The 383-nt window shown below is 47.5% G+C and carries 1 protein-coding gene and 1 pseudogene; both read right to left on the reverse strand.

Going from position 1 to position 383, the window contains the following annotated elements; genetic code table 11:
- Positions 1-176, reverse strand: a 176-nt coding sequence (locus tag UF05_RS17330; protein ID WP_048852623.1) for an ATP-binding cassette domain-containing protein, incomplete at its 3' end; no start/stop codon positions are given.
- Between the two features lie 2 nt (positions 177-178).
- Positions 179-383: pseudogene (locus UF05_RS24995) on the reverse strand (ABC transporter permease); the annotation flags it as partial.

Here is a 383-nt window from a genome sequence, read left to right on the forward strand (position 1 = left end):
TGTAAGCGCATTAGTGAGAAAGCAACGGTTGATTTACCACAGCCTGATTCACCAGCCAGACCAAAGACTTCGCCCGGTGCAATATCAAAGCTTACGTTGGTACAGGCACGGACATCGCCCGCATCTGTAATGTAGTCTACGCATAGGTTACGGATAGAAATTAGTGGTGCAGTCATGATTATTTATCTCCGCTCCATAGTGCATTTTGCGGCGCCAATTCAGGCTCACGCTCTTTCTTGTCTTTTGCTGCTAGGTTTTTCCAGCGTTTCATGCCTTTGTGAGAACGAAGCTGAGTGTTCGCAATTTCGTCAACGGCAAAGTTCAACTGAGCAAGACCAGTAACCAGTAGTGTTAGGGCAATTCAAGGTGCGAGGACTTCCCAC

Source organism: Vibrio sp. S457-15 (assembly GCF_000960545.1).
Classification (GTDB): domain Bacteria; phylum Pseudomonadota; class Gammaproteobacteria; order Enterobacterales; family Vibrionaceae; genus Vibrio; species Vibrio parahaemolyticus.